General features: G+C 69.7%; 18 protein-coding genes, 1 tRNA gene and 1 other RNA gene. 8 read left to right on the forward strand and 12 right to left on the reverse strand.

Features of this window, described 5'->3' with window-relative positions; all coding sequences use genetic code 11:
* Positions 1-49: 49 nt before the first annotated feature.
* Complete coding sequence (locus IPM43_02785; protein QQS25325.1) at positions 50-2,515, forward strand: ATP-binding protein; 2,466 nt, start codon at positions 50-52, stop codon at positions 2,513-2,515.
* A gap of 1 nt (position 2,516) precedes the next feature.
* Here IPM43_02785 and IPM43_02790 read toward each other — a convergent pair.
* Positions 2,517-2,590 (reverse strand) — tRNA-Leu (locus tag IPM43_02790).
* 25 nt (positions 2,591-2,615) lie between these two features.
* On the opposite strand from IPM43_02790, the gene IPM43_02795 reads away from it, so the two are divergent.
* Positions 2,616-3,632, forward strand: coding sequence for an endonuclease/exonuclease/phosphatase family protein (locus tag IPM43_02795; GenBank protein ID QQS25326.1), 1,017 nt, complete (start codon positions 2,616-2,618; stop codon positions 3,630-3,632).
* Positions 3,633-3,671: 39 nt separating this feature from the next.
* On the opposite strand, the gene rdgB is transcribed toward IPM43_02795, so the two are convergent.
* Genes rdgB through IPM43_02815 form a run of 4 tightly spaced genes read right to left on the reverse strand, consistent with a single transcriptional unit; the run spans position 3,672 to position 6,631 of the window.
* Positions 3,672-4,277: an RdgB/HAM1 family non-canonical purine NTP pyrophosphatase gene (gene rdgB / locus IPM43_02800; GenBank protein QQS25327.1), complete on the reverse strand. Its 606-nt coding sequence runs from the start codon at positions 4,275-4,277 to the stop codon at positions 3,672-3,674.
* Entirely contained in the window at positions 4,274-5,023 is a 750-nt protein-coding gene (gene rph, locus IPM43_02805; protein QQS25328.1) for a ribonuclease PH, read from the reverse strand. The genes rdgB and rph overlap by 4 nt, the downstream gene beginning before the upstream one ends.
* A gap of 40 nt (positions 5,024-5,063) precedes the next feature.
* A complete protein-coding gene (locus IPM43_02810; protein ID QQS25329.1) occupies positions 5,064-5,879 on the reverse strand; it encodes a glutamate racemase in 816 nt (271 codons plus the stop codon).
* Positions 5,880-5,896: 17 nt separating this feature from the next.
* Positions 5,897-6,631: a CPBP family intramembrane metalloprotease gene (locus tag IPM43_02815; GenBank protein QQS25330.1), complete on the reverse strand. Its 735-nt coding sequence runs from the start codon at positions 6,629-6,631 to the stop codon at positions 5,897-5,899.
* Positions 6,632-6,666: 35 nt separating this feature from the next.
* Between IPM43_02815 and IPM43_02820 the strand changes: the two genes are divergently transcribed.
* Positions 6,667-7,767 carry an acyltransferase gene (locus IPM43_02820; GenBank protein ID QQS26310.1) on the forward strand — a complete coding sequence of 367 codons (1,101 nt, stop codon included), beginning with the start codon at positions 6,667-6,669 and terminating at the stop codon, positions 7,765-7,767.
* Here the strand turns inward: IPM43_02820 and IPM43_02825 are convergent.
* Positions 7,758-8,708: a PLP-dependent cysteine synthase family protein gene (locus IPM43_02825; GenBank protein QQS25331.1), complete on the reverse strand. Its 951-nt coding sequence runs from the start codon at positions 8,706-8,708 to the stop codon at positions 7,758-7,760. The two genes, IPM43_02820 and IPM43_02825, sit on opposite strands and share 10 nt — an antisense overlap.
* A 114-nt stretch (positions 8,709-8,822) precedes the next feature.
* Positions 8,823-9,245 (reverse strand): M67 family metallopeptidase, encoded by a 423-nt coding sequence (locus IPM43_02830; protein QQS25332.1) that lies wholly within the window; start codon positions 9,243-9,245, stop codon positions 8,823-8,825.
* 56 nt (positions 9,246-9,301) lie between these two features.
* On the opposite strand from IPM43_02830, the gene smpB reads away from it, so the two are divergent.
* Positions 9,302-9,781 carry an SsrA-binding protein SmpB gene (gene smpB / locus IPM43_02835; GenBank protein QQS25333.1) on the forward strand — a complete coding sequence of 160 codons (480 nt, stop codon included), beginning with the start codon at positions 9,302-9,304 and terminating at the stop codon, positions 9,779-9,781.
* Positions 9,782-9,827: 46 nt separating this feature from the next.
* On the opposite strand, the gene IPM43_02840 is transcribed toward smpB, so the two are convergent.
* Positions 9,828-11,402, reverse strand: a complete 1,575-nt coding sequence (locus tag IPM43_02840; protein QQS25334.1) for a peptide chain release factor 3 — start codon at positions 11,400-11,402, stop codon at positions 9,828-9,830.
* A gap of 105 nt (positions 11,403-11,507) precedes the next feature.
* A complete protein-coding gene (locus IPM43_02845) occupies positions 11,508-13,601 on the reverse strand; it encodes an EAL domain-containing protein (GenBank protein ID QQS25335.1) in 2,094 nt (697 codons plus the stop codon).
* Between the two features lie 75 nt (positions 13,602-13,676).
* On the opposite strand from IPM43_02845, the gene IPM43_02850 reads away from it, so the two are divergent.
* The gene (locus tag IPM43_02850; protein QQS25336.1) at positions 13,677-14,291 is read left to right on the forward strand and encodes a GNAT family N-acetyltransferase; all 615 of its coding nucleotides are present in this window, start codon (positions 13,677-13,679) and stop codon (positions 14,289-14,291) included.
* 40 nt (positions 14,292-14,331) lie between these two features.
* Here the strand turns inward: IPM43_02850 and IPM43_02855 are convergent, their stop codons facing one another.
* Positions 14,332-14,898 carry a TIGR03086 family protein gene (locus IPM43_02855; protein ID QQS25337.1) on the reverse strand — a complete coding sequence of 189 codons (567 nt, stop codon included), beginning with the start codon at positions 14,896-14,898 and terminating at the stop codon, positions 14,332-14,334.
* A 54-nt stretch (positions 14,899-14,952) separates the two neighbouring features.
* On the opposite strand from IPM43_02855, the gene ssrA reads away from it, so the two are divergent.
* Positions 14,953-15,342, forward strand: a transfer-messenger RNA (tmRNA) gene (ssrA, locus tag IPM43_02860).
* Between the two features lie 320 nt (positions 15,343-15,662).
* On the opposite strand, the gene IPM43_02865 is transcribed toward ssrA, so the two are convergent.
* Both IPM43_02865 and IPM43_02870 read right to left on the reverse strand, forming a co-directional pair.
* Positions 15,663-16,646, reverse strand: a complete 984-nt coding sequence (locus tag IPM43_02865; protein ID QQS25338.1) for a tetratricopeptide repeat protein — start codon at positions 16,644-16,646, stop codon at positions 15,663-15,665.
* Positions 16,576-18,732 carry a winged helix-turn-helix domain-containing protein gene (locus IPM43_02870; GenBank protein QQS25339.1) on the reverse strand — a complete coding sequence of 719 codons (2,157 nt, stop codon included), beginning with the start codon at positions 18,730-18,732 and terminating at the stop codon, positions 16,576-16,578. The genes IPM43_02865 and IPM43_02870 overlap by 71 nt, the downstream gene beginning before the upstream one ends.
* A gap of 64 nt (positions 18,733-18,796) precedes the next feature.
* Between IPM43_02870 and IPM43_02875 the strand changes: the two genes are divergently transcribed.
* Both IPM43_02875 and IPM43_02880 read left to right on the forward strand, forming a co-directional pair.
* Positions 18,797-19,078 (forward strand): hypothetical protein, encoded by a 282-nt coding sequence (locus IPM43_02875; GenBank protein ID QQS25340.1) that lies wholly within the window; start codon positions 18,797-18,799, stop codon positions 19,076-19,078.
* Positions 19,079-19,272: 194 nt separating this feature from the next.
* A complete protein-coding gene (locus IPM43_02880; GenBank protein ID QQS25341.1) occupies positions 19,273-21,399 on the forward strand; it encodes an alpha/beta fold hydrolase in 2,127 nt (708 codons plus the stop codon).
* Positions 21,400-21,625: the final 226 nt, after the last annotated feature.

Consider the following 21,625-nt stretch of genomic DNA (forward strand, 5'->3'; position numbering starts at 1 on the left):
GTAGCTGCCTGTAGCGGCCGAGCGGGGAGCCTCACCTAACCTCGTCCCCGTGGCAGAGCTCTTCCTCGGGGGCGCCGTCGACGCGGCATCCCACGAACGCACCGGCACCGACATCCGCCTTCCCGCGGGCGACTTCACCACCCATGGGGTGATCGTCGGCATGACCGGATCCGGCAAGACGGGCCTGGGCATCGTGCTGATCGAGGAGTGCCTCACGGCAGGCATCCCCGCCCTGTTGATCGACCCGAAGGGCGACCTGACCAACCTGTGCCTGACCTTTCCCGGCCTGTCCGCGGCGGAGTTCCGGCCGTGGATCAACGAAGGCGACGCGGCGAAGGACGGCATCACGCCCGACGAGCACGCCGCCAAGCAGGCCGAGCTGTGGCGCACCGGCCTGGCGGGGTGGGGCTTCGGCCCCGAGCAGATCACCGCCCTGCGTGAGCGCGTCGACTTCACCATCTACACGCCGGGATCCACCGCCGGGGTGCCGGTGAACATCGTCGGTTCGCTACAAGCGCCCGCCGACACGAACGACCTCGAGACCACCCGCGACGAGATCGAGGGCTACGTCGCCGGTCTGCTCGGCCTGGTCGGCATCGCCAGCGACCCGCTGTCTTCGCGCGAGCACATCTTGCTCGCGAACCTGATCGAGACGTCGTGGGCGGCGGGTCGCTCGCTCGACCTCGCCACGCTCGTCGGCCAGGTGCAGTCTCCGCCGTTGCGCAAGCTCGGCGTGTTCGAGCTCGACACCTTCTTCCCGCCCGACGATCGCATGGCGCTCGCGATGCGCCTGAACGGGCTGCTCGCCTCGCCCAGCTTCGCCGCGTGGGCGCAGGGCCCGGCGCTCGACATCGATGCGCTGCTGCACGACCCTGCCGGCCGACCGCGCTGTGCGATCCTCACCACGGCGCACCTGTCCGACGAGGAGCGCCAGTTCGTGACCGCGCTCGTGCTGGCCAAGGTCGTCACGTGGATGCGGCGCCAGAGCGGCACGACCGACCTGCGCGCGCTGGTCTACATGGACGAGGTGGCCGGCTACGTGCCCCCCACCGCCAACCCGCCCACCAAGAAGCCGATCATGACGTTGATGAAGCAGGCGCGGGCGTTCGGCGTGGGCACGGTGCTCGCCACGCAGAACCCCGTCGACGTCGACTACAAGGCGCTCTCCAACGCCGGGACGTGGATGATCGGCAGGCTCCAGACCGAGCGCGATAAGGCCCGCCTGCTGGACGGGATGAGCGCCGCGGCGGGCGGGGTCGACGTGCAGGCCGTCGGCGACACCATCTCCGGGCTCGCGAAGCGTGAGTTCGTGCTGCGCCGCGCGGGCAAGGACTCCCCCGAGGTGTTCACCACCCGCTGGGCGATGAGCTACCTCCGCGGCCCGCTCACCCGCGACCAGATCGCGACCCTGACCCCAGCCGGCGCCGACGCTCCCGGAAGTGCGATATCTCAGGACACCCGTCTGTCACCAGATATCGCACTTCCCCGCGAATCGCCGGCGGCCGGCGGAAGTGCGATACCTCAAGACACCCGTCTGTCACCAGATATCGCACTTCCGGATTTGGGCGATGACGAGACGACGGTGATGCCCGAGGTCGCCGGGGGTGTGGCGGTGCGCTGGGCCGACCCCGCGGCGCCGTGGCTCGGCACCGTCGGCGGCGATCCGGCCAGCACCCGCCATGGGGCCGCGCTCGTCGCGCGGGTCGCGCTGCGCTACGACGAGACCAAGGCCGACCTCGTCCACGACGAGGAGTACGAGTGCGTGCTGTACCCCGTCGGCGCACACGTCGACGTCACGACGGTGCAGGCCGTCGACTACGACGAGCGCGACCTGCGGACGGAGGCTCCGGCGGGCTGCAAGTACGTCATCGGCGACGCACCGATCGCGTCGGCGACGTTCGTCAAGCAGGTGCAGCGTGACCTCGTCGACCACCTCGCGCGCTCGCGGTCGTTGGAGCTACAGGTCAACGAGCCGCTGAAGCTGTACTCGCGCCCGGGCGAGACACCGGAGGCGTTCGCGCAGCGGTGTCGCGATGCCGCCGATGCGAAGGCCGACGAGGCCGTCGCCGCGCTGCGGGACAAGTACGAGGCCAAGGTCGAGCGCCTGCGCGACCAGATCGCCGCCGCCGAGGACAAGGTCGAGCTGCTGGCCGAGCAGCAGGAGGGCCGGCGCAACGAGGAGCTGCTGTCCACCGCGGGCTCGATCCTCGGCGGACTGCTCGGCGGCAGGAGCCGCAAGGGCATGCTCGGCTCGGTGCTCTCCAAGTCGGGGTCGATGGCCGGTCGCCGGAGCCGGACGAGCCAGAGCGGCACGAGGTTGGACAGCGCGAAGGACAAGCTCACCGACCTGCTCGACGACGTCGACGAGCTGGAGGTGGAGCTGGCCGAGGAGGTGGGCGAGATCGAAGCCACCTGGGTGACGGCGGCCGGCCAGTCGACGACGCTGCCGGTCAGCCTCGAGCGCACCGACGTGAAGGTGACCCAGATCGTGCTCGCCTGGCTGCCCGTGCCGTGAGTGCCGGCGGAGAGACTCGAACTCTCACTGACGGCGACCTAAACGCCGTGCCTCTGCCAGTTGGGCTACGCCGGCCGGGTCCCGGCACTGTAGCGACCAGGTGAGCGAGAAGACCGAGTCCCGCACGCCGAGTTCGGCCGCGCGCCTCGCCGAGTCCGCGGCGTGGGTCGCGCTCGGCGCGATGGGCCTGCTGCTGCTCACCCAGGTGACCGGTTGGGGCGGATCGTGGGGTCCCGTCTACGCGCTCCAGGCGCTGACTCCCGCGCTGCTCGCCCCCGCGTTGCCGATCGCCGTCGCCGCCGCGCTCACCAGGCGCTGGTGGATCGCTGGCACCGCGGCCGTGGTCGTTGCCGCCCTCGTCTGGCTCGCCGCCCCGCTGCTGTTCCCCGGAGGCGATCCCGACGTGCCAGACGCCGCGCCGCGGCTGACGGTGCTGCAGGCCAACGTGTTGCGCGTCAACCCGCGCATGCAGGACGCGGCCGAGGCGGTCATGGCCGAGGCCGCCCGCGCGGACGTCGACGTGTTGGCGCTGAACGAGCTGACCCCGGCGATGGCGTCGGCGTTGGACGACGCCGGAGCCGCGCAGGACTACCCCTACCGGGCCGAGCGCGTCCGCCCCGGCGGCGACGGCATCGCGCTGTGGAGCCGGATGCCGATCTCGCGCGGCGAGGTGTTCCGCACCGGGCCGCGGTGGGGCGCGGTGATCGAGCTCGACGTCGCCTCGGCCGCAGGCGGCACCGAGCCGATCCGCGTGGTGACCGCCCATCCGACGCATCCGCTGCAGGAAGACGGCGGCGCCTGGCGGCGGGCTCTCGACGCGGCGGCCGACACCGCCCTCGCCGACGGGCCACCGGCACTGTTGGCCGGCGACCTCAACGCGAGCTGGTGGCACCCGGCGTTTCGCGACCTGCTCGACAGGGGGTTCACCGACGCGCACCAGCGCCTCGGCCAAGGCTGGTCCCGCTCGTGGCCGGCCGACGGCTGGCTTCCGGCGTTCGTGCGGCTCGACCACGCGCTCACCACCGACGGTGTCACCGCGGTTCAGGTGCGGGACTTCGACATTCCCGGCAGCGACCACACCGGCCTCGTCGTGACCGTCGCCGTGACCGGGTCGTGACCGTCGCCGTGACCGGGTCGTGACCGTCGTCGTGACCGCTCAGCCCTGATTCCTGAACGCCTCCAGCAGCGCCCTGAACGCGACCCCGCGGTGGCTGAGGGCGTGCTTTTCGGCCTCGCTCATCTCGGCGAAGGTGCGCCCGTCGCCCTCGGCGGGCACGAACAGCGAGTCGTACCCGAAGCCGCGGCTGCCGCGCTCGGCGACGGCGATCTCACCCGGGCAGCGTCCCTGCACGACGAGCTCGCCGCCGTCGGGCCAGCAGACGACGACGGCGGTCACGAACCCCGCGCTGCGGCGCGGGTCACCGCCCGCCGCGGCGCGGTCGAGCTCGGTCAACAGCCGGCGGCGGTTGTCCGCGTAGCTGGCGTTGTCTCCGGCGAAGCGAGCCGAGCGCACACCCGGCGCCCCGTCGAGCGCGTCGACGAAGAGCCCGGTGTCGTCGCCCACGCTCGGCAGACCGGTGGCCGCGCATATCGCCGCCGCCTTCAGCCGGGCGTTGCCTTCCAAGGTGTCGGCGTCCTCGACCACGTCGGGCACGTCGGCTGGGCGCGGCGCCAGGTTCACCAGGCCGTCGAGCAACGCCGCGATCTCGGCCACCTTGTCGGGGTTGGCCGACGCGCACACGAGCACCGCCAGCTCGCTCATCGGCGCGGCGGTGCTTCGGCGACCATCTCGGCCTGCAGCGAGAAGATCTCACCGAGGCCTTGCGCGGCGAGCTCGAGCAGCTCGTCCAGCTCGCCGCGGGTGAACGCGAGGCCCTCGGCGGTGCCCTGCACCTCGACGAACCGTGCCTCGCCGCCGTCGGTGGGCTGCAGCATGACCACGTTCATGTCGACCTCGGCGGCGGAATCCTCGACGTACGGCAGGTCGAGCATCGGCGTGCCCGCGACGATGCCGACGCTGATCGCCGCGCAGTAGGAGTGCAGCGGGTTGCGGCGGATGGCACCTGTCTGCTGCAGGCGCGCGAGCGCGTCGCTGAGCGCCAGGAACCCTCCGCAGATGCTCGCCGTGCGCGTGCCGCCGTCTGCCTGCAACACGTCGCAGTCGACGATCACCTGGCGCTCGCCGAGCGCCACCATGTCGCATGCCGCGCGCAGGCTGCGTCCGATCAGGCGCTGCACCTCGACGGTGCGTCCGCTCTGCTTGCCCTTGGCCGCCTCGCGGTCGACGCGCTCGGGCGAAGACCCGGGCAGCATCGAGTACTCGGCGGTCACCCACCCCTTGCCGGTGCCGCGCAGCCAGCGGGGCACGTCCTCGTCGACCGACGCGGTGCACAGCACGCGCGTCTTGCCGAAAGACACCAGCACACTGCCGGCGGCCATCTCGGTGAAGTCACGCTCGAACGTGATCGGGCGCAGATCACCCGGCGTTCTTCCGTCGGCTCTCGTCATCGTCGGCATCTCCGTCTTCAGGGGGATCGGGGTGGCGCGCTCAGAGCGGCGCGCCCTCGGACCAGGGCTCCGCCGCGGCCAGCTCGGGGCCGAGCAGCCGGCTGCCCAGATCTGCGAACCAGGCCAGGTCGCCGCTCGACAAGAAGCGGTGGCCGCCTGTCGTGGCGCCGTCGGCGCGGAGCAGCCCGATGCGGTCGAGCTCGGCGCGCACCGCGAAGGCCGTCTCGTCTGCCGAGCTGACGAGCACCACGTCGGGCCCCATCACCTCGCCGATCACGCGGGCGAGGTAGGGGTAGTGGGTGCAGCCGAGCAGCAACGTGTCGATCTTCGCGTCGCGGATCGGCGCCAGCAGCCGCTCCGCGAGCACCGTCACCTCGTCGCCGGTCGTCTGGCCGCGCTCGACGAACTCCACGAAACCCGGGCACGAGGCACTGGTCAACACGGTGTCGGGTCCGAGGGCGGCCACTGCGCGCGCGTAGGCCCCGGAGCCGATCGTGCCGACGGTGCCGATCACCCCGACCCGACCCGTGCGCGTCGCCCGCACGAGCGCGCGGACCCCGGGCTGGATCACGCCGAGCACCGGCACGCCGAGCTCGTCGGCGAGCTGTTCGGTGGGCATCGCCGCAGCAGCGGTGTTGCAGGCGACGACGATCGCCTTCGCGCCGTGGTCGCGCACCAGGCTGTGCGCCAGCTCTCGCGCGAAGCCGCGCACCTCGTGCTGGGGCCGCGGCCCGTACGGGTAGCGGCCGGTGTCGCCGATGTACACGAGGTCCTCTGCCGGCAGCATGTCGATCAACGCGCGGGCCACGGTGAGACCGCCGAATCCGGAGTCGAACATGCCGATCGGTCGCTGCATAGCGGGGGTCAGGCTAATCACGAGGACACGACGATCCAGCCGAACAGGTAGCCGAGCGAGTTGGTGCTGAAGTGGCCGATCATCGGGGCGAGCACGCTGCCGCTCCAGTACCGCAGCCAGCAGAACCAGAGGCCGGCGAGCGTCGTCCCCGCAACGGCGAACACCACGCCGAGGAGGCCGGCGAAGGGGCCGTCGCCGAACAGGTCGGCGAGCACCGGGTTGACGTTGGTGATGTTCATCGAAGGCAGCACGTGCCAGAAGCCGAACAGCACGGACGCAAAGACGCTGCCGCGCACGATGCCCCATCGCCGGGCGGCGAGCGCCGGCAGCACGGACCGAAACGCGATCTCCTCCAGCAGCACCGTGCCGAGGGGGATCTTCACGAGCGTGTTGAGCAGTAGCGACCCCACTCCCCCGTCCACCCGCTGGTCCTCGAACGCCTTGCTGGCGGCCGGCATGGCGAGCGCGAGCAGGTAGACGGCCAGCGTGAGCACCGCGAGGACAAGCCCGAACCGGGCGCCGCGCGCCCAGCGCTGCCAGCCGAGCTCGGGAGGCCGCAGCCCCGCCCACCAGGCCAACCCGCCCAGCGCAGCCGCCATCGCCAGGTTCCACGGCACGTAGAGCGCGTCTGGCAGCACCCGATTGGACATCAGGTTCGACACCGCGAGCATCACGACCGCGCCCGGCAGCGCCGCCCTACGCTCGGGGCTCGGCGACGTCACGACCGTGGCAGGTGCAGGCGGCCGCGACACGATCGGGGAGGGTAACGGGCGTGACGGAGACGCAGGTGGCGACCGCGGCCGACCGGCGGGCCCGCGACCCGTACGTCGACTTCCTCCGCGCGTTCAGCCTGCTCGTCGTCGTCACCTGGCACTGGGTGTTCACGATCATCATCTGGGAGGACGACGGTCCCCACGCGTCGAACCCGATCGGGTTCACGTCCGGGCTGTACCTCGTTACGTGGCTGCTGCAGGTGATGCCGTTGTTCTTCTACATCGGCGGCTATGGCCACCTGCGCTCGTGGGAGCAGGCGAAGGAGCAGGGGCGCAGCGTGTGGCACCTCGTCGGGCGCCGCCTACGACGCCTGGCGATCCCCGCGCTCGCCCTCCTCGTGGTGTGGGCCGCGCTCGGCATCGTGCTCGGCGCGGTGTTCGACCTCCAGTGGGCGCGGCGCGCAGTGGTGCTGGTCGTCAGCCCGCTGTGGTTCATCGGTGTGTACCTGATGCTGGTGCTGCTGCTACCCGTCGCGCTCTGGCTGCACAAGCGGTTCGACGTGACCGTGCTCGTCTTCCTCGGCGGCATCGCGGCCGTCGCCGACATCGCTCGCTTCCGCCACGGCTGGGGGTGGGTCGGGCTGGTCAACATGGTCGTCGTGTGGGGGCTCTGCCACCAGCTCGGCTTCTTCTACGACCGCATCGTCGAGGCGCACCGCCGGATCGACTGGACGCTCGTCTGGGTGGGGCTGTTCGGGCTCATCGGCCTGGTCGGTAGCGGCCTGTACCCGGGCTCGATGGTCGGCGTCCCCGGCGAGCGCTCCAACATGGCGCCGCCGACGCTGTGCATCGTCGCGCTCGTGCTGTTCCAGGCCGGCGTGGCCGAGATCCTGCGGCCGGCGGTCACCGAACGGCTCGAGACCAGGCACCGCTGGGCACGGTTCAACGAAGTGATCAACCGCTTCGCCATGCCGCTCTTCCTGTTCCACACCACCGGCATGGCGCTGCACCGCGCGGTGCGATACGCGATCGCCGGCCAGGTGAACGAGGTGACCGAGCCCGACGGCTGGTGGTGGCTGTACCGCCCGCTCGCGTTCGTCGGGCCGCTGCTCTTCACGCTGCCGGTGATCTGGTTGTTCGGGCGGCGGTGGATCAGAACGGTGGATCAGAAGTAGATGAGCTGGTCGGCCTTGGCCTCGGCCGCGTCGAGATCGTCGGTGTAGGCACCGGTCGACAGGTACTTCCAGCCGCCGTCGGACACGACGAACGCGATGACGCCTTCGTCGATCTCGCTGGCCACCTTCACCGCGCCGGCGAGCGCCGCACCCGAGGAGATGCCGGCGAACACGCCGCACTCGCCCACCAACCGCCGCGCCCACTCCAGCGATTCGCGGGGGCGCACGACGCGCTTGCGGTCGAGCAGGTCGAAGCCGTGCCAGTTGTCGAACACCGGTGGTACGTAGCCGTCGTCGAGGTTGCGCAGCCCCTCGACGCGCTCGCCGAGCGGGGGCTCGACCGCGATCACCTTGACGTGGGGGTTCTGCTCCTTCAAGAAGCGCCCTGTGCCCATCAGCGTGCCGCTCGTGCCGAGCCCGGCGACGAAGTGGGTGATCTCGGGCAGGTCACGCCACAGCTCGGGACCGGTGCCCTCGTAATGGGCGCGAGGGTTCGCGTCGTTCGCGTACTGGTACAGGAAGCACCACTCCGGGTGCTCGGCGGCGAGGGCTGCGGCGCGGCGCACCGCGCCGTTGGAGCCCTCCTCGCCGGGGCTGAGGATCAGCTCGGCGCCGAACACCTGCAACATCTGGCGGCGCTCGATCGACACGCTCGTCGGCATGACGATCTTGATCGGGTAGCCCTTCAGCTTCGCGATGGCGGCGAGGGCGATGCCGGTGTTGCCCGACGAGGGCTCGATGATCGTCTGGCCGGGAAGCAGGTGGCCGTGCTTCTCGGCGTCTTCGATCATCGCCTTCGCGATGCGGTCCTTCACCGAGCCGAACGGGTTCTGGCTCTCCAGCTTGGCGATGATGCGCACGTTCGGGTTGGGCGACAGCACGGACACGTCGACGAGGGGCGTGTTGCCGATGAGGTCGAGAACGCTTTCGCTCAGATACAAGGTGACGCTCCCTTCCGACCATTCGCTTGCCGTCGCTCGCCCCAGAACTCGGAGACGAACCTTCAACCCCGGAATGATCCCAGGAATTCCGATCGGGAACGTCGTGATTCTACCTCAACCCAGCTCGACGTGCTCCTCGGACACCGCCTCTTCCATCCCGGCCGAGGTGTCGATGCGAAAACTCCTGGTCTCCGCGGTCTCCTCACGCAGGCTGACGATCACGTAGTGCCACTCCGGATCGGGGGCTTCGGTGACGTCGGTCGGGCTCGGGTAGGGCTGGGTGTGGGTGTGGCTGTGCATCACGCCGACGATCTCCAGCCCCGCGGCTTCGGCATCGCGCTCGGCGCGCAGGTGGTCGTGCGGGTCGATCGTGTACACGCGGGCAGAGTCGGCCAGGTTGCGGCAGGGGTAGAAGCGCACCACCTCGGCACCCTCACCGCCGGGCGGACCAGCCAGCAGACCGCAGGCCTCGAGCGGGTACTGCGCCACGGCGTGGGCGACCATCTGCTCGTGCGCTTCACGGGAGATGTGCACCATGGCGCGGGATCGTACCCCGGACCGCCGCGACGGCCCGCCGGTAGCGTGAGGCGCCGATGAGCCCGAGCGGCACCAAACCCGTCGCGTCCAACCGCAAGGCCCGCCACGACTACTTCGTGCTCGACGTCGTCGAGGCCGGGCTGGTGCTGCGCGGCAGCGAGGTGAAGAGCCTGCGCGCCGGGCAGGTGCAGATCAACGACGCCTACGCCCGCGTGCGCAACGGTGAGGTGTGGTTGGAGGCGATGCACATCGCCCCCTACCAGTTCGCCACCGGCGCCGCCGCCCACGTCCCCGACGGCCCCCGCAAGCTGCTCCTCCACCACAACGAGATCGTGCGCCTGGAGCACCGCGTGAACACCGAGCGGTTGGCGCTCGTGCCGCTCAGCCTCTACTTCCTGGACGGTCGGGCGAAGGTGGAGCTGGCCCTGGTGCAGGGCAAGCGCAAGGGCGACAAGCGCCACTCGCTGGCCGAGAAGGACGCGAAGCGCGAGATGGAGCGCTCCCTCGGCCGCCAGCGCAAGGGCTTGCCCGGCTGAGGGGGCCGACCCTGACGGCGCCCGGTCGAAGCGGGTTGCCGCAGGATCAGGAAGTGGCCAGCAGCGGATGCAGCACGAGCTCGGGATGGTCGGCTTCGAGGCGCTTCAGCCGGTACTGGTTCTCGAACAGCGCCAGCAGTGAGCCGTCGCTGCGGTACAGGATGCGGATCCCGCCGAGCTGGCGCAGCCGCGTCGCGCTGTCCTCGTCGGTGACGCGCACCGCCTCGACGTGGGTCGACGACAGCTCCACCGGCGCGCCGAACTCGGAGGCCAGCCGGTGGGCGAACACCTCGAACTGGAGCTGACCGACGGCGGCGACGACAGGTGCCGTGTCGCCGAGGTCGGGGTCGCGCAGCACCTGCACGACACCCTCCTCGTCGAGCTGAACGAGCCCGCGGCGGAACTGCTTGAAGCGGCCGGTGTCGAGGGGGCGGGCGACCGCGAAGGCTTCGGGCACGAAGCGGGGCATCCCCGGGAACTCGACCGGGTCGCTGCCGTACAGCGTGTCGCCGAGCAGCAGGCCACCGGCGTTGACGAGGCCGATGACATCGCCCGGGTAGGCGATGTCGACGGTGTCGCGTTCGGCTCCGAACACGGTCGTCGCGTACTTCGTCGTCAGCGGCTTGCCGGTGCGCGCGCATGTGGCGGGCATCCCCCGCTCGAACGTGCCCGAGCACACCCGGGCGAACGCGATGCGGTCGCGGTGGGCGGGGTCCATGTTCGCCTGCACCTTGAACACGAACGCGCTGAACGACGAGCCGGCATCGCGCACCTGGCCCGCGACGTCCACCCGTGACACCGGCCGGGGCACGAGCTCGACCACCGCGTCGAGCAGGTGGCGGACGCCGAAGTTGGTCAGCGCCGAGCCGACGAACACCGGCGTCGACTCACCGGCGTGGAACGAGTCCGGGTCCAGGTCGTTGCCGAGCGCGTCGAGCAGCGCGACTCCCTCGGCCGCCTCGGTCCAGGCCTGCCCTTCCTCGGCCGCAGCGGTGTCGGCGGCGACGATCTCCTCGGGAGCTATCCGCTGGCCGCGGGCGGTGCGCGTGAACCTGGTGAACTCGCCGGTGCGACGGTCGATCACGCCGCGCAGGTCGCCGGCGATGCCGACCGGCCACGTGACGGGTGTCGGGCGCAGTCCGATCTGGTCCTCCACCTCGTCGAGCAGCTCGAGCACGTCACGTCCTGGACGGTCGAACTTGTTGAGGAACGTCAGCACCGGAAGCCGGCGCAGCCGGCAGACCTCGAACAGCTTCAGCGTCTGGGGCTCGATCCCCTTCGCGGAGTCGAGCACCATCACGACTGCGTCGACGGCGGCCAGCACGCGGTAGGTGTCCTCGGAGAAGTCGCGGTGTCCGGGGGTGTCGAGCAGGTTGCACACCATGCCTCGGTAGGGGAACTGCAGCACGGTCGAGGTGATCGAGATGCCGCGCTTTTGCTCCATCTCCATCCAGTCCGAGGTCGCCGCCTTGCGGCCGGCCCGCCCGCCGACGGCACCCGCCTCTTGCACCGCGCCCGCGTACAGCAGGAACTTCTCGGTGAGCGTCGTCTTGCCGGCGTCGGGGTGGGAGATGATGGCGAACGTCCGACGTCGCGCCGTCTCCTCCTCGTGCGAACCCACCGCAGCCTCCGAACCATCGCCACCACGCGTCGGGCGCGGTCTCGGCGGCGGCAGGCTACCTGCGCCTCGTCACCGGGCCCTCGTGTGCCGCATGTGCCGCGGCGCTCAATCGCCGGCCACGGGCTGAGCTTCGGCCACGCGTTGGCGGGCCCAGCTCATGAGGTCGTCGACAGCCATCGGCCGTCCGATGAGGAACCCCTGCGCGTCGTGGCAGCCGAGCTGGCGCAGCGTGGTGAGCTGCTCGGTGGTCTCGACGCCCTCGGCGACGACGCGGAGACCGAGCGCCGAAGCGAGGCCGATGACGGCACCGACGACGGCGCGGTCCTCCGGGTGGTCGACCATCCCCGACACGAACGACCGGTCGATCTTCATGTGCTCCAGCGGGTAGCGCCGCACGTGGGTGAGCGAGGAGTACCCGGTGCCGAAGTCGTCGAGGCTCAGCGCAGCCCCGAGGCTGCGCAGCTCGTGCAGCGTGGCCTCCGGCGACACTCCCCCGGGCAACGCCCGACGGGTGAGCATCGCCCGCTCGGTCACCTCGACGATCAGGTTGGCGAAGTGAAGATCGTGGGCATCGAGCACGCGCTGCAGCTCGCGGGTGAGCGTCCGGTCGGAGAGCTGGCCGACCGACAGGTTGATCGCGAGCTGCGGTGTGCCTACCTCGGGCACCTCGGCCACGAGTCGGGCCAGCCCTGCACACGCCGACTCGACGACGGCCTCGCCGACGGCGACGTCGAGGTTGGCGTCCTCGGCAAGGTCCATGAACGCGAGCGGTTGGAGCTGGCCGAGAACGGGATGGAACCAGCGGGCGAGCGCCTCGAGGGCGACCAAGCGCCCCGAGTCGAGCTCGACGATCGGCTGCAGGAAGGCGACCAGCTCTCCCCGGTCGAGCCCGGAGGCGAGATCGTCGGCGAGGCGCCGGCGTTGGTCCGCCGAGCGGCGCCGCTCGGCCATCGGCCGCGACGTCTCGCCGCGGCGCTCGGCCTTCACGTCGTACATGTTCAGGTCGGCGTCGGCCAGCAGGCCGGCGACGGTCGACGTCACGTCGGAGACGGCAAGGCCGATGCTCGCGCCCACCCGCACGGGACCGACGGAGAGCATCACGGGTTCCGAGATCGACAGCTCGATGCGGCTGCCGAGGGTGGCGGCCGCGGTCCGCCCGGTGATGCCCGGAGCGACGACGACGAACTCGTCGCCGCCGACTCGCGCGACGAGGTCGCCGGGACGCACGCTGTCGGAGATCCGTTGCCCGACGATGCGCAGCAGCTCGTCGCCCGCCTCGTGGCCGAACAGGTCGTTGACCGGCTTGAAGCGGTCCAGGTCGACGAAGATCACCGCCATCGCGCGCTGGTTGTCGACGTTCGCGTGCATCGATTCGAGCAGCAGCGATCGGTTCGCGAGCCCGGTCAACGCGTCGTGGTGGGCGAAGTACTCGAGCTCACGGCGGGCCACCTGCAGGTCGCTGACGTCGTGCCCGGTGACGACGAGGCCGGCCACCACCGGGTCATCGAGCAGGTTGACGATCTCGAACCGCACCGGACGCTCGTCGGCTGCCGGCCCGGCGACGCGCATCGGCACCTCGATCGAGGCGGTGCGCCCGTGGTCGATCAGCTCGGCGAGGATGGCCCGCAGCCGCAGCCCGCCGGCGAGGCTGGCGAACGACGCCAGCGAGCGGCCGATGACAAGCGACGGGTCGTGGCCGAGAAGGCGGGTGAACGCACCGTTCACCGACGAGACCACCCCGTCCCGGTCGAGCAGCAACGTGATCGACGAGGCGTGCTGAACCACCTGCTGGAAACGGGCGACATCGTCGCCGGCGACCTCCCACATCCGCCGCGCGGTGATGTCACGGGCGACGCAGACCACCCCTTCGACGCCTTCGACGTGCATGCGGTCGGCGCCGATGACCTCCATCCAGCGCCAACCCTCCCGGGCGTCGAGCACCCGCACCTCGATCGGGGTGCCGCGGCTCTTGCCCTGCACCGTGCCCATCGACGAGACGACCACAGCGATGTCGTCGGGGTGGACCAGGTCCAGCACCGACATCCCCCGCCACCCCTCCACGTCGAGGCCGAGCACCTCGAGCGCGGCCCGGTTCGCATGGCGCACGCGAGCTTCGGAGTCGAGCACGAACACGACGTCGGGCAGCACGGCCAGAACGGCGCCCGGATCCCGCTCGCTCAGCTCGTCGTGATGTGTCACCGGTCGTTCATCGGCACGAGTTGACGCTTCCTGAACAGTCCTAGGGCCGGGGATCGAATGTATCGTCGCCGCGGCATGGCCGCTCGAATGCTCCTCTCCGCCGACCTCGCCGACGTCGAGGTGGCCCTTGCCAAGGCGTTCCTCGACGACCCGATGGTCTCCTGGGTGATCGGCGATGAAGACGCCGACCGGCGCATGGTGAAGAGCGCGGCCGGCTTCTTCCGGCCGGCGCTCGCTGCAGGCCTACGCCGCGGGCACAGCTACCTCGCCGGCGACGGCACCTCGTGTGCCGCTTCGGTCTGGGCGCCCCCTGACGTGGCGATGCTCGACGAGGACGAGGGGGCGGCGTTCGGGATGGCGCTGCTCGAGGTGGCAGGCGAGGAAGCCGTCGGGCGGATCATGGCGCTGGCCGAGATGGTCGGCGTGCACCACCCGGAGGACCGCCCCCACTTCTACCTGTTCGTCCTCGGCGCAGCGGTGCAGGGCCACGGTGCCGGCGGCGCCGTGATGCAGCCGGTGCTCGCGCGCTGCGACGCCGACGGCATCGGCGCTTACCTCGAGTCGTCGAACGCCCGCAACGTCGGCTTCTACGAGCGCCACGGGTTCGAGGTGCAGTGGGAAGAGGCGCCCGCGCCCGATGGGCCGGTGTTACGCGGCATGTGGCGCGAGCCCGGCAGCGCCCGCGGCTGACCCCTTCGTCGCGGCTCGCGTGGTCGCGCCGCTTCGGCTGTCAGCCTCGACGGCCGGCGGCCGCGAGCAGCACCGACTGCGGGTCGTTCGGGTTGGCCGGATCGACACGCTCGCCGAACACCATCGGATTGCGCATCGAGTCGGCGACCGGAAGCGTGTTGAGTGACGCCCGCTCGACCAGGCCAGGGTCCAGCTTGTCGTCCACGCCGAGCGCCCGGGCGAGGTCCCAAGCGTGGATCGTGGTGTCGGAGACGTTGTTGCCGATCATCTCGTCGACGGTTTCCATCCCGCGGAACGTGTTGACCATGCGGTGGATGACGTCGGGATGGTCGAGCACTTCGAGCACGTGGTCACGCGCCGCCGCCCACGCCGCCGCCGGGTCGTCACCGGCGTGGAGGTGCGGGTCGACCATCGGGTTCATCGTCACCTCCTCACCGGTGATGGTGGAGGCCAGGTAGCGCTGGACGCCGATCAGGTGACCGACCACCGAGCGCGCCGTCCAGCCCTCGCACGGCGAGGGGTTGTCCCACGAATCCGGGGGTGCCAGGCGTACGACGTGGTCGAAGCCGTAGATGGCCTTGGTGTACCAGCGCAGGTTCTCGCTCATGGCCGACACCGTAGAGGGTGCCCGGCCGGTAGGCTGAGGTGAAGATCACACAACGGGGCTGACAGGTTTCGACATCAGTTTCGCTGGGCGGTCGTGCGACCCGAGTTGCTCAGACTCGCTAAACGGGGCACCAACAAGAATTGCCGATGAGCAGTTCGCTCTCGCCGCCTGATCTTCAGGTGATCCGAGAGTCATCGTGAGCAGCAATGCCACACGGGGCCGTTCCACCGCAGCCCGGCAACAGAAGCGGCAGATGACGGCGTGAAAGAACGCTGGCGGCGTGAAAGAACGCTGACCGCTCGGAAAGACGAGCCGTGGCCCACCGGGTAACCGGTGAGCACCCGACCCGCCGGTGAGGTTGCGTCAGCCTCGAAGCCGGGAACGGTCGTAGCGCGGGTGTCCACCGCCTGATGGACGGGGGTTCGATTCCCCCCAGCTCCACCGTGCACAAAATGCCTGTCTACCAGGTGTTTTGCAGGTCGTGAGGCGATCCATGCGGTGCACTACTGAGTGCATCACAACCCCGCTGACCTGGGGTTTAGCCGATCAGTGCGCTGGGGGGAATCTGCGGCCGGCGCACCCCCGTCCATCGACAAACCACCTGGTCAGCGCTGACAAAATCGTTTGAGGGCGTGAAAAGGGCGTGCGAGATCGGTATCGATCTCCGAGCGCCACGGCTCGGTCCGAAGTGGCCGCGCCAACGCACGCCGGCGATAGGTGGCGCGGCGCCCGGCCGAACAAACTCGATGACGCTGGCCTGGCCGCTACTTGATCGTCGAGCCCGCCGTGATGAGAGTTCTGGCGTGGTCGGCGTCGAGTCGATCGGCGAAGCCGAGGAGATGCCGGGCCGATGGCATGAGATCATCGGCAGCGGCGAGCAGATCGCTGGCTTCGGCGAGGTGGTGATCATTCGCGGCGTGGCGGGCGAGCGCGTCCATCGCCATGATCTCGATGTCGGGCGTGTGTTGGCCAGAGGCGCGTTCGAGCACTGCCCGCAGACGGGCCTCGGCGGTGGGGTCCCCGTCCTCAGCGTCCATCGCACTGTGAAGGCACGCCGCGAGGGCGGCCCCGTCGCCGCCGCCCGACGAGTCGAACCAATGGTCGGCTGCCCGAACCGCGCGTACAGCTGCGTCGCGGTCGCCGTGGCGTCGCAGGACACGACCAAGGTGAACACGTCCGAGCGCGAGGAGACGCAGCTGTCGTGTCGTCCGCCCGATCTCGATGACTCGTTCGAAGGTCTCGATCGCTTCGTCGATCTGGCTAGCTTGCTCGAGAACCCGGCCGAGCGTGTCGAGGTGCGACGCCTCGGTGGAGGCGTAGCCGAGGCGTCCGGCGGCGGCGGCAGCTCGGCGCAAGTGGGTGGCGGCGTCGTCGTACCGCTCTTCGGCCTGTGCGATGTATCCGAGGAGGGCGTCGAGGTGGTCGAGTGCCCAGTCGTCGCCGAGTGGCCGCAGGAGACGGTCCGCTTCGACGCAGGCAGCGCTTGCTGCAACGACGTCGCCGTGAAGGAGCGCGGCGTGGGCGGACAGGATCCAGGTGCCGCCGAGGTCCCACCGATGGGTTTCGTCGAGCAGCGACCTGCTCTCGTCGAGCACCGACGTTGCCCGGTCGAGACCGCCACCATTCTGGATCAACACGAGCGCCAGGGCCGAGCGACTGAACGCCGCCAAGTACGGGTCACCGGTCGAGTCGGCGGCGACGACAGCTTCTTCGGCGGCGCTGGAGGCCCGCTCGATGTTGCTGGTCACTTCGAGCCAGGCGATGTACGACAGTGGACACACCCGGTCCGCGGCGTTTGACATCGACGCTGCGGCGGCGAGGGCGGCGGCGACCCGGTCGGAGCCCGACCGTCCATCGCCGAGGAGCACCCACGCCCAACCGAAGCCGGCTGCGATCCGGAGGCCGAGAGCCGGGTCGTGGATTGATGTCCAAGCGAGCGCGGTCTCGATGTTGACGCGTTCCTCGCGACAGAATCGAAGGTGTATCGGCCTGCTCGGGCCCCCGGAGTCCGGCGGTTCCGTCGGCCGCAACGGCTGCGAACCATTCGGCCTGTGCGCGGAGCGCGGTCTCATGGAGGGCTGCGTCGCGTAGCCGCTCGAGCGCGAACGTCCGGATGCTGTCCAGCAGTCGGTAGCGCGCCGCGCCTCCGTTGTCCGGAAACTCGACCGCGACCAGCGAGCGGTCGGCGAGTCGACCGATGACGTCAGCCGTAGACTCCGGCGGCACCTCGAGCGCGGCCAAGACGTGCTCGACTCCTGCGAGCGGCGCGCCGTCGGCAAAGCAGGCGAGAGCCCACAGACCTCGCTGGTCGTCGGGGAAGAGCAGTTCGTAGCTCCACGAGATCGCTGCCTCCAGGGCGCGCTGTCTATCGGGACGGCGGCTTGTCGGGTCACGCAGTAGGGCGAACCGGTCGTCGAGTCGTCGACCGATCTCGTCGACCGACATCGTTCGCGTTCGGGCGGCCGCGAGTTCAATCGCCAGGGGAAGCCCGTCGAGCGAGCGACACACGGATTGGACGGTCGGTCCGGCGTCGTCCGGCATGACGAACGAGGATCGATGCGCGGCCGCCCGTTGTGCGAACAGCAGCACAGAGTCGGCGAGGGACAATGGTGCGAGGGCGAAGATGGCTTCGCCGTCGAGTCCGAGCGGCAGCTGGCTGGTGCACACCACACACACCCACGGTGCAGCTGAGATCAGGTTGGCGGCGAATACTGCGACGGCCTCCACGACCTGCTCGCAATTGTCGAGGACGAGCAACAGGTCCGACCCGCGCAAGTGATCGATCACCGAGGTTTCTGACCCCTCGCTGACGCCGAGTGCTTCGGCCACGGCGGCCAGCACCGTTGTGGCGTTCCGTGCTCCTTCGAGACGTACAAGGCACGCGCCGTCTTGACGTTCGGTGATGCTGGCGACCTCGATGGCGAGGCGGGTCTTTCCGATGCCTGCTGGGCCGACCAGGGTGACCAGGCGTTCATCGGCGGCGAGTCTGCTGACAGCGTCGAGGTCAGCGTCGCGGCCCGTCATCGGCGAGGTGAGCGTCGGGAGATGGTTCGGATGATGAGACGAACCCGTTCGACCTGAGATTCGAAACCCGTCGAGGGCCGGGTCCTGAAGCAAGACCTGTTGTTCCAGAGCCCGAAGCGCTGGGCTTGGCTCGAGGCCGAGCTCCTCGACGAGCATTTCACGAACACGCGCATATGCCCCCAACGCGTCGGCCTGACGGCCACTGCGGTAGAGCGCCGTGATGAGCGAGACCCACAGTCGCTCACGGAGCGGATGGCTGCTCAGCAGCGCTTCGAGTTCGGCGACGACTTCGCCAGCACCACCGAGATCGAGCTGCGCTGCGAGCCGATCCTCGACGAGACCGAGGCGGGCCTCATCGAGCCGCACCCGGTACGGGACGATCCATTCGCCGTCGCCGGCGTCGGGGAGAACGTCACCGCGAAACATTGCCAGTGCGGTCGTGCAGAGCACGAGGGTGGCTGCGGGATCGCTCGAACTCGCGGCCGCTGCCTCGTCGGCCAACCGGAGAACCTCGATCGCATCGACGACCGCGGGTGCGACGTTGAGCGTGTACCCCAATCTCGTTCCGGTGATCAACGAGCCGTCACCGAGCGACCGGCGGAGCCGGGAGACCTTGGTCTGCAACGGGTTGCGGGCAAGGCCCACCGCGTCCTCCGCCCAGAGATCCTCGATCAACCGGTCGGTGCGCACCATGACCCCGGCTTCCAGCGCGAGTCGGATCAGCAGCTCGGTCGTCTTGCCGGGCCGCACGGGCACTGCGACGTCGCCGCGGTGAAGTTCGACCGGGCCGAGCACCGAGATCGAGATCACACCGCACCCTACGACGCTCGTGCCGTGACAGCGCCGTGACAGCAATCCCACGGACGCTACGACCGTGCCCACATACCCCAACAACGACGACGCCGTGACCACCTTGGTCGCCGCTGCCCTCTTCGCTCCATCACCGACCGATCTGCTCGCCCGAGCGACCACGTTGGCTCGCTCGTCCACCCACCGCCAACTGGTCGCGATCGCGTCGGCCTACGTGGCCGGCGACGCCGACCGAGTTCACGTGCTCGCAGCCGACCATGCCTCCGACCATCCCGGCGACGTCCTCGTCACCTGGATGGCCGCGGCGGTCACCCCCATCACCTCAACCACAAAGGACCCGTCATGAGCCACAGAACCTTCCAACGCCGCTTCGGCGTCATCGGCCTCGCAGCTGCATTGTTCGGCATGACCGCCTGCAGCATCGACGCCTCGAACCAACCGCCATCCACGGCCGAAATGCCTGACGGAATGGCCGAAACCTCGACATCGGCAACCCCCGCGTCGACACCGGCAGCGCCAACGACCGCAGCAACACAAGCGGTGATTCGGCCCACCGCAGATGTCGACCAACTGGTCCAGGTCGGCGACGGACGTTTGCACATCCGATGCGTCGGCGCCGGCGAAACGACCGTCGTCCTGATCGCCGGGTTCAACGACGGCGGCGACAACTGGGGTCGCATCACCCCCGCCCTGTCCGGGCAGTCCCGGGTCTGCTCCTACGCCCGCTTCGGCACCGGAGCAAGCGACCCGCCGACGACACCGCAAACCTTCGCCACCTCCGCCCGCGACCTCCACACCCTGCTGATCGAGATCGGCGAGCTCGCCCCGTTCGTCGTCGTCGGCCACTCCTATGGCGGGGCCCAAGCCGTGACCTTCGCCGACACCTACCCCGACGAGGTCGACGGGCTGCTCCTACTCGACGCCACGCCGACGACGTGGACCGCGGCCAGCTGCGCCGTCCCCGACGACGGCTCCGAAGCCGCAGCAGCGTTCGTCGACCGCTGCGCCGACCCTGCCTTCCCGACCGACAACCCTGAGCAGCTCGACGAGGCCGCAGGCTTCGCCGAAGTCGCTGCGATCGACACCCTCGGCTTTCTGCCGCTCAGCGTCATGACCGCCTCCGAACACCCCTTCCCCGGTCTCGACCCGGTTGAAGCCACACGCCTCGACGGCGTGTGGAATCAAGGCCAGCAGGATTGGATGTCGCTCTCATCGGCCGCCCGACTCACCACGGTCGACGACACCGGCCACTACATCCAACTCGACCGACCCGACGCCGTCATCGCCGAAATCCAGAAACTCCTGCCCGCCCCGACATCCGACCCAACGCCGGCACCTCTTCGCTGGGAGCCCTGCGGTGGGCGCCTGCAATGCGGCTCGCTCGACGTGCCCATCGACCCCGCCGACCCCACCGGCGCCACGGTCAGCCTGTCGTTGGCTCGCCTGCCGGCAACAGACCCAGACGCCAGGATCGGCACACTCATCACCAACCCCGGAGGACCCGGCGGCTCAGGCGTCGACTTCCTCGGCAACGACGGAATCTTCAACGACGAAATCAACCGACGGTTCGACATCGTGTCCTGGGATCCCCGCGGCGTCGGCGGCACCGCCCCACTGCAATGCGGCTCGGGATTCTCCGACACCTTCCTTGCCACCGACCTCGCCCCTCGTGACGCGGCCGGACGAGCCAATCTCGAAGAATCACTCGCCGCCAACGTCGAAGACTGCGTGCAGGGCAACGCGTTGCTCCTCGCCCACATCGGCACCGACGCCGCCGTAGCGGACCTCGAAGCGATCCGGCAGGCCCTCGGAGGTGACCCGATCACCTACGTCGGCTTCTCCTACGGCACCCTCATCGGGCTCCGCTACGCCGAGCAGTACCCCGACGCCTTGCGAGCAATGGCGCTCGACGGCGTCGTTCGACCAGACGCGAACCTCGGAGATCGACTCGTCACACAAGCCGCATCGCTGGACCGCTCGCTCGCCGAGGTGCTCAACGCCTGCGGGCCCGATTGCCCCATCGACGGAGATCCGGTCCAGGCGTACCGTGATCTCGCCGAATCGGTCCGTACCGAGCCCCTGCACTCTGGCGACGCCGAAGTCGGGTTCAACGCGGTCGGCATGGCCGGCATCGCCGTCGCCTACTACGAGGAATATCGCGAAGCGTTCTACGAAGCGATCGCCCAAGGCCAGCGCGGCGACGGAATGCTCTTCGAGATGTTCGCTCAAGAGTTCGTCGAGGACTTCGAACTCGGCCCGAACTTCGCGGTCGACTGCATCGACGTCCCACACCCCACGACTTCGGCCGAGGTCGAGGCGCTCGCAAACCAAGCCGCCGACGCCGCCACCGTGCTCCCCGAACTGAGCGGCGCCTACGTGCGAGTGTTCGCCATCCCCTGCCTGTCCTGGCCTGTGCCGGCATCGACCAGCGTCGAACCGATCACCGCCGCCGGAGCGCCACCGACCCTCGTCGTCGGCAACACGGGCGATCCGGTGACACCGTTCGAGTCCGCCGAAAGCGTCGCCACCAACCTGGCGGACGGACATCTGCTCACCTATCTCGGCAGCGGACACACCACCTACCGCAAGGACAGCTGTGCCGACGCATCGATCGACTCGTACCTACTCGAACTCATAGTCCCTGCCGAATCGACCGTTTGTGGATGACTTCCGGCCGGCACGACGTGCGTCGTGAGGTGAGCGACAGTCGAGGACCGCCGACGATCATCGACAAATGGCTAGCCAACAGCCTCGAGGATGAAACGGACGGACGCCGCTGATGAAGCGGCGTCCGTCCCAGTACCACCCGAAGTCGAAGGCCACAGCGGTGGTTTCCACGATCACCCAGCTGTCGAGCGCCGATCCACGTGGGCGTTCCGTCATCGGCTTCAGC

This window comes from Actinomycetota bacterium, assembly GCA_016700055.1.
Classification (GTDB): domain Bacteria; phylum Actinomycetota; class Acidimicrobiia; order Acidimicrobiales; family Ilumatobacteraceae; genus Kalu-18.

What these genes read in the sequence shown, in the direction of transcription:
- rdgB (QQS25327.1), bottom strand. Translation starts at nt 4,277, where the DNA reads ATGAGCGAGCTGGCGGTGCTCGTGTGCGCGTCGGCCAACCCCGACAAG.
- rph (QQS25328.1), bottom strand. Translation starts at nt 5,023, where the DNA reads ATGACGAGAGCCGACGGAAGAACGCCGGGTGATCTGCGCCCGATCACG.
- IPM43_02810 (QQS25329.1), bottom strand. Translation starts at nt 5,879, where the DNA reads ATGCAGCGACCGATCGGCATGTTCGACTCCGGATTCGGCGGTCTCACC.
- IPM43_02830 (QQS25332.1), bottom strand. Translation starts at nt 9,245, where the DNA reads ATGGTGCACATCTCCCGTGAAGCGCACGAGCAGATGGTCGCCCACGCC.
- smpB (QQS25333.1), top strand. Translation starts at nt 9,302, where the DNA reads ATGAGCCCGAGCGGCACCAAACCCGTCGCGTCCAACCGCAAGGCCCGC.
- IPM43_02850 (QQS25336.1), top strand. Translation starts at nt 13,677, where the DNA reads ATGGCCGCTCGAATGCTCCTCTCCGCCGACCTCGCCGACGTCGAGGTG.
- IPM43_02855 (QQS25337.1), bottom strand. Translation starts at nt 14,898, where the DNA reads ATGAGCGAGAACCTGCGCTGGTACACCAAGGCCATCTACGGCTTCGAC.